The sequence below is a fragment of the Ruegeria sp. HKCCE4148 genome (assembly GCF_017872495.1).
In the GTDB taxonomy this organism is placed as follows: Bacteria; Pseudomonadota; Alphaproteobacteria; order Rhodobacterales; family Rhodobacteraceae; genus Ruegeria.
In genome coordinates, this window is sequence record NZ_JAEDOS010000002.1 from 1,033,041 (window position 1) to 1,039,404 (window position 6,364).

Genomic DNA, 6,364 nt, shown 5'->3' on the forward strand with positions numbered 1-6,364 from the left:
GAAATAGCCTCGCATCAGGAGAGCAAAGCCGCGCGTCATGGCGAAGATACCGTCGTTGAAAAGCATTCAGGCCTTCGAAGCGGCCTGCCGGCATCTGAGTTTTAAGGATGCCGCCGATGAATTATGCGTCACGCCGACTGCCATTTCCCATCAGATCAAATCGCTGGAGGAGCAACTTGGGGTGCCCCTGTTCCACCGGCTGACTCGCGGCCTGAAACTGACCCAGGATGGGGCCAACTACGCGCCCCACATTATTGAAGCCTTCAAGAACATCGAAGTCGCCTCTCGCGCGCTGGAGGAAGACCACCTTGCGGGCACATTGACCATCTCAACAACCGGGTCCTTTGCCGCCAACTGGCTTAGCCCGCGGCTGCGAGGCTTTTATGAGAAACACCCGGAGATTTCGGTAAGGGTTCTGTCAAGCGATCAACTGGTGGAATTCAAATCCACCGATGTGGACGTGGCCATTCGGTACGGCTTTGGCGATTATCCTGACAGCAATGTGGCGTGGGTCTTGAATGATTGGGTAGCCCCTGTCTGCAGTGAGGAAAAGGCGAAGTCACTCCGCTCCCCAGAAGATCTTCTGAAGTCTCGTCTGATCGAATACCAATGGAGTGGGTTTTCCGATGCCGATCCGAGTTGGGAGCGTTGGATGGACGCGGCTGGCTTGCCGACTGGTGATGTCGAGCCCTATGTTACCTATTCCGAGGAACAAATCTGCTTGCTTACGGCAAGCGATGGTCATGGTGTGGCCCTGGTCAGCCTATTGGCCGCCGCGCGTTTTCTGGAACGCAATATGCTGGTCGCTCCCTTTGACACTGCATTGAAGAACAAGAGCTATTTTCTCGTTTGCCCGGAAACTTACGCCAATCGTGCACGCGTTCGTGTGTTCCGGGAATGGCTATTGGACCAAGCGGATGAGTTTCGCGACAGCGCTGTAGGTCAAAGGTTTTTTGAAGAATAGCGTGTTCGCGACGATCTAATCCGTCGCTTAGAATTTTGTCCTTTCTAAATTGCGGAGAAGCATGCGTTTCTGAACCCCTACACAGGAGTTCCTGGGCATGTAGAGCTTTATTCCTTCCCAACATGGACGCGGATGTACTTGCGACGGCGTCTCATAAGGAAAAGGAAATTTTTAGCGAGTAGAGATGGCTGAGGTCAGTTCACTCTATTCAGAATTCTCTTCATTTGTAACAGTGCGCCTCTGGCTTCACCTTTGAATGGTTCATTGCAAACTGACTAGGTGACGAGATGACCACGATCCTGAGAATTGACGCTAGCGTGCGGCGCACCGACAACCCTGTTGCGGCCTATAATTCCATTTCCCGCGCTTTGGCGGACAGTTTCGTGGAAGAATGGAAAACCGTTGATCCGGACGTCGAAATTGTAGTGCGTGACGTCGGATTGACCCCGCCGGATTTCATTTCCAACGATTGGATTGCGTCCGTTTTCACTGCGGAAGAGGAACGCACTCCTGAACAGAACGCTTTGATTAGCTTGTCTGATACGCTAATTGACGAGCTCGACCGCTCCGACATCCTGCTGATTTCGACACCCATGTACAACTACGGAATGCCCGCAGCCCTGAAGGCTTGGTTTGATCAGATTATCCGGATCAATAAGACATTTACGTTTGATTTGGCGCGTGGCGACTTCCCTCTGGAACCGATCATGTCAGGCAAAACCCTGGTGCTACTCACATCGGCTGGCGAATTCGGTTTTGAGGCCGGTGGAATTCGCTATGGCTCGGGTCACCTTTCTGCGCACATCAGCACTTTGCGCCCGTACCTGGGAGCAGAACGCATGTTCGAAGCTGCGGCCGAGTACCAGGAATTCGCTGACGAGCGTCACGAAGCTTCGGTCGCCTCAGCTCAGGCCCAGGCACGTCATATAGCTCGTGAGCTAGCCTAGTCTCGGGCCAGTTTATGGAAAGTAGAACCTGAGGAAAAAACAGGTTTTACATTTCCAACTGATCGCAGCTCACGGTGTGTGAAGCAGGTGGTTAGCTGCAGGTCGGTTCCAAGCCTAAGCACTCGTAGCCCATTTAGGCCTCTATGCTTGGATTGGTTTGCTTGGCAACCCTATCACCTCTCGGATGTGGTCAGGCAGATGAAGATTTTGTGCGAGGATATCCGCCTTTTCTGACAGTGCTTCGGCACGTTCTGCAGCAGTTTCAGCTTTCGAGGGCATTCCCGACTTCCTGAGTATCCACGACTTCACTAACCAGAAGTGTCTGCAGTAGGGACGCATTTCAGTCGCGTCTGAAATAGCTTCGATAGCACGTTGCTTATCACCTGCCATCATGTGGGCAATCGAAAGGGGGTAAAGCCGGTACGGAAGAAAAGGATCTTCGCCGGAACGACCCACGGCCTTCGCTAAACTTTTCCGAGCAGCTTCCCAGTTGCCGGCAATGATTTCTGTGTAACCACTCGCCTCCATACCCAAAACGTAGCTGGGATTGAGTCGGAAAATCCTATCAATGTCCTTTCGGGCGCCATTCAGATCACCCGCGATGCGCGCGCGTACCTGTGCCCGCGTATACCAACAGTAGTCAGAGCGGGGCGCAGCTTGAACGGCCTTGTTCGAAGACTCTATGATCCGCACACGCAAATCAGGATCAGCCTCGCGATAGCATGCTTCTAGGGGGTAGAGTTTGGCTTCACACCACATTGCAAGCCCAGACCCATTCTCGGGATCAAGTCCAAGCGCTCGCTCCAGTAGTTTACCCGCATGATCATAGTCCTCGACGGTGGCACGGTAAAACAGCATAGCCGCTCGGGATCTCAACTCACTAGGGCTCAATTGATCGTCTGGGATGTCATTAAGTCGGTCACCATCAAACGCATTGATCTGCAGACGTAAATCGTCCGACAGCTGTTCTGCAGCCCGGTCGCTTAATTCAAACAAATCCTCAGAATCTCCGTTTAAGAAGCGCGACCAGGTTACCTGTCCATCTCCCAACCGGGTAAGGCTGGACGATATCCTTGCTTCGCTCTTCCGGCAGCGCAACCTGCACCTCAGGCTGTAAGTCGCTTTGGTCTCGGATGTTGAATCTGTTGCAATTACACGCACTCCAGTGCGGCGCGAAAGACTGTGAACCAGCTGCTCCTGCAGGTCAGCGCAAACCTCAAGCGTCTCTCTCGTTTCGGGAGCACTTTTCACCGGCTCGACTGCAATGGAAGGCAATTCGGTGAGTTCAATTTCACGCTGTGTGGCGGGCCGCCATTGAAACCCATTCACAGGATTGGCAAGGTTCTTTAAATCGAATCTACCCGCATCGCTGAAGCCCGCTGAAAGCTTTTCGTCCAACTGCCGCTTAAGGTCTTCGGAGATCATTACACCACCGGGTGGAGCCTCGGTTTGCAGGCGTGCGGTGATGTTTATACCGGCACCATATATGTCGGCCTCGTCTTGAACGATTTCCCCGAGATGCGCAGCCATCCTAAGCCTGATTTTCTCATGGTCGACCAAGGCCAACTGCACAAACTGAGCGGTTTCGATTGCCGCTGATACTGAAGGAAAGGCGATTATCCATCCATCACCCATACGCTTCAGTATTTCGCCGCTTCTTCGGATGGCCTCTGGTTCCAGCAATTTATCACGGAGGTCTCGGACCAGCTCGATTGTGAGCGACTGATCCGCCTCCATTGCGGACGTGTAGCCGACCAGGTCGGCCATCAAGATCACAGCAAGGCGCGCTTTCATAAAGCGAGGTTAAGACAACGTTCAAGCATTGTCATCTTTTGAAAGCGGACGGTTCGACTTCGATACATCATCACAGCGATGCAGCGAAGTACGGCTTTGTTCGCAACACGGAAGCCGTCAGGAAAATCGGCCGTTCGCGGGTTTCCAACAGAATCTCTGTGCGGAACCTGGAATTGCTTTAAGGTTGCGTAAACACCGTTGGTTCCTCACGTGAGACGAAGTCATCCAAAAAAAGACTGAAAGAGAATTGAATGATATGCCTGTTTCCATCTCTGTCTGAGAACGCGACGCTTGGAAGTGTCTATCAAGCCCTTCCAGACAAACTCTCTCCGCTTTATGCGTACGAAATCTTGGTGATGAGGGGAGAGAGACTGACCTGCTCCCCTTGGAGTCCGCGTTTCTTAGCTAGCTCTGTTCAGTGTTTGGTCCTCTCTTGACCGTTGGTGATACTCCCACGGTGTGAGCCCGTCGAGGCTCGAGTGTGGGCGGTGGTGATTGTAGTCGGCGCGCCATGCCGCAATTGTGCGGCAGGCATGGCGCAATGACGGGAACAGGTGTTCGTTGAGGCATTCCTCGCGCATCCGGCCGTTGAAGCTCTCGACCAGACCGTTTTGCATGGGTCTGCCTGGTGAGATGGTGCTCCTTCAGGATGCCAATGATCTGCTCTTCGCTAAAACGGCTTCTCTTCATCGTCTGTCTCCTCAGTTGGAGAACAGGCTAACCTTAAATCGAGGACTTTTCAGGGGAGCAGGTCAGAGAGGGTGGTTTCAATTTCGCCGACAGATTTCTCACCGCCGAGAAGCAGACACAAGATCTGCAAACGGCCGTCATGCGCCATGGCTTTCAAAAAGTCAGTCGCCTCAAGAGCGTTTTTGCTGAGATCGGGTTTCAAGTGGCGCTCGCAAAAAGAACAATAATTCTTGATATGACGATTTCTAAGAACTGTCTCGATATGGCGAAGAGTTTACCAATCACCACCTAACCGGTGAATAGGCTGCCATGAACCTATGCATTCAGAACATTTTTGTGAGCGTAGTAGCGGGTTGTTGGGTTTCAAAACAACTTGATAAGCGACCGGCTACGCGTCTGGATGTTTCTACAAGCTATGTCCGTCATCCTCACGACTATAAGCAATATGCTCACGCGCATGAAAAATCTCCTGCACGACCTCAGCGATCCTGCTCGACGCCACCTGATGCAGCGCACCGACAACGGCCTCCGCGCGTTGATAGCTTTCCCCCTGACGTCGGGGGGCGTTTGGCTTGTCCAAATCCCGCCTGACCAACAAATGAAGGCCAAAGGATCTTCGATCCTGCAGGAGCGCAAAAGGGATCGAAACCCGAATGAGCAGTTCACCAAGGCATGGAGCGACCATGACCCAAAGCCCCTGCCCCGGCTCGCAAGAGACGGTTCAGGGGCTATTGCGTCAGGGAGATCATGCAGGGGTGTTCTGGGTGAAAGCCGGTCTGCCGGCTGGAACCTAGAGCCCGGTCACGAGACGACAGGCTCGGGATTTGCTACGAAAACAGATTGCAACCTGAAGTCAATCACCGACCGGGACATACCCTCGACGGCGCTTTTGCTTTTCGAGTTTGTGGAGGGCATCAGCAGCCTGGGCTTCGTTGTCATATGTCACCCTCATAGCTTGTCCGTTTGTGCCAATACGTCCCCAGGTACGAAACACGGAAACTTCCCCGAACAGTGTCGGCTGCAACTCTATTCCATAGAACCGTGCCATGTTGACGTCTGGATCCACATGGATCAGGTGGACAGGTGTGGTCGCTGACAGCTCCATGACACGATTGTCGATCAATAAAGCTCGTCTGTCCAATAACTTCGCAAAACGAGGTGACCGAGATCTCACTCCCAGTCACCCAACTGACGTTACGTCGTCGGCTTCAGCGCTTTATCACACCGTGTTCCTTATAAGCGTTCAACAGCATTTCCACATACTCAGCGGTATTTGCCGTCATTCCGCCTAAATCAGGCCAGGCGAATGGTTCTGAGAATAGGGAAATCTCCTGTTCAACCTCGAGCCCGAGCTTCGTTGTGGGCAACCGTAGTCGCTCGCGCGTATCACTTCCCCAACTCTTTTAACTTCTTCATGTGATAATCTGACATGTGTCATCTCCTTTTGGATCTGACTAGGTGCCCGCTACTAATCATTCCGCGCAGTAGACGCGGAGGCGCAAATTTAATGCTGAAACGCTGCTTACCTATGCGGCGATGTTTGCTGGCACTTCGGTGTTCAATATCGTTTACGAACAGTTTGGCTTTTCTGTCATTGCACTACTATCTGCTGCTTGCATCGCGCCCGCTTTAATCGGCGCAGTTCGAAGACAAAACCGCGTCTCGAAAGCGGACGTTCATCGCAATGCAGAAAACGGCTAGTTTGGGCAAAATATTGCCGTTCTCTGCGGTTTGCATCGTTGGCGGGTCGCAGCCCAAAGCGGACCTTCGTAACAAGACGTTGCAATTTCCGAGACCGGATGTGGGTACGCTCATAACGCTGCGTTTCTGACATTGATTTCATAAAAGAAAAGCTTGGAAGTTTGCCAACAGGTTTGCATGCCACTGAGGAACCCGAACATACAGGCTCTCAGGCTTATCTGCGGTGCCCAATTACAGTTTACTCCCAATCACCAGCAGACGAGCGCCA

The 6,364-nt window shown here is 52.6% G+C and carries 5 protein-coding genes and 1 pseudogene; 2 read left to right on the top strand and 4 right to left on the bottom strand.

Annotation, left to right across the window (positions count from 1 at the left end; genetic code table 11):
• Nucleotides 1-37: 37 nt before the first annotated feature.
• Complete coding sequence (gene gcvA / locus I9187_RS09880; RefSeq protein ID WP_171237969.1) at nucleotides 38-964, top strand: transcriptional regulator GcvA; 927 nt, start codon at nucleotides 38-40, stop codon at nucleotides 962-964.
• Nucleotides 965-1,251: 287 nt separating this feature from the next.
• Nucleotides 1,252-1,911 carry an NAD(P)H-dependent oxidoreductase gene (locus tag I9187_RS09885; RefSeq protein WP_209509774.1) on the top strand — a complete coding sequence of 220 codons (660 nt, stop codon included), beginning with the start codon at nucleotides 1,252-1,254 and terminating at the stop codon, nucleotides 1,909-1,911.
• 141 nt (nucleotides 1,912-2,052) lie between these two features.
• Here the strand turns inward: I9187_RS09885 and I9187_RS09890 are convergent, their stop codons facing one another.
• From I9187_RS09890 to I9187_RS09905, 4 genes and pseudogenes are all read right to left on the bottom strand, one after another.
• On the bottom strand, nucleotides 2,053-3,678 hold the full coding sequence (locus I9187_RS09890; protein WP_209509773.1) for a hypothetical protein: 1,626 nt from the start codon (nucleotides 3,676-3,678) through the stop codon (nucleotides 2,053-2,055).
• Between the two features lie 428 nt (nucleotides 3,679-4,106).
• A pseudogene (locus I9187_RS09895) lies at nucleotides 4,107-4,340 on the bottom strand (transposase); the annotation flags it as partial.
• Between the two features lie 104 nt (nucleotides 4,341-4,444).
• A complete protein-coding gene (locus I9187_RS22195) occupies nucleotides 4,445-4,597 on the bottom strand; it encodes a hypothetical protein (protein ID WP_171237968.1) in 153 nt (50 codons plus the stop codon).
• 651 nt (nucleotides 4,598-5,248) lie between these two features.
• Nucleotides 5,249-5,518: a WGR domain-containing protein gene (locus I9187_RS09905; RefSeq protein ID WP_245223167.1), complete on the bottom strand. Its 270-nt coding sequence runs from the start codon at nucleotides 5,516-5,518 to the stop codon at nucleotides 5,249-5,251.
• Nucleotides 5,519-6,364 lie beyond the last annotated feature (846 nt).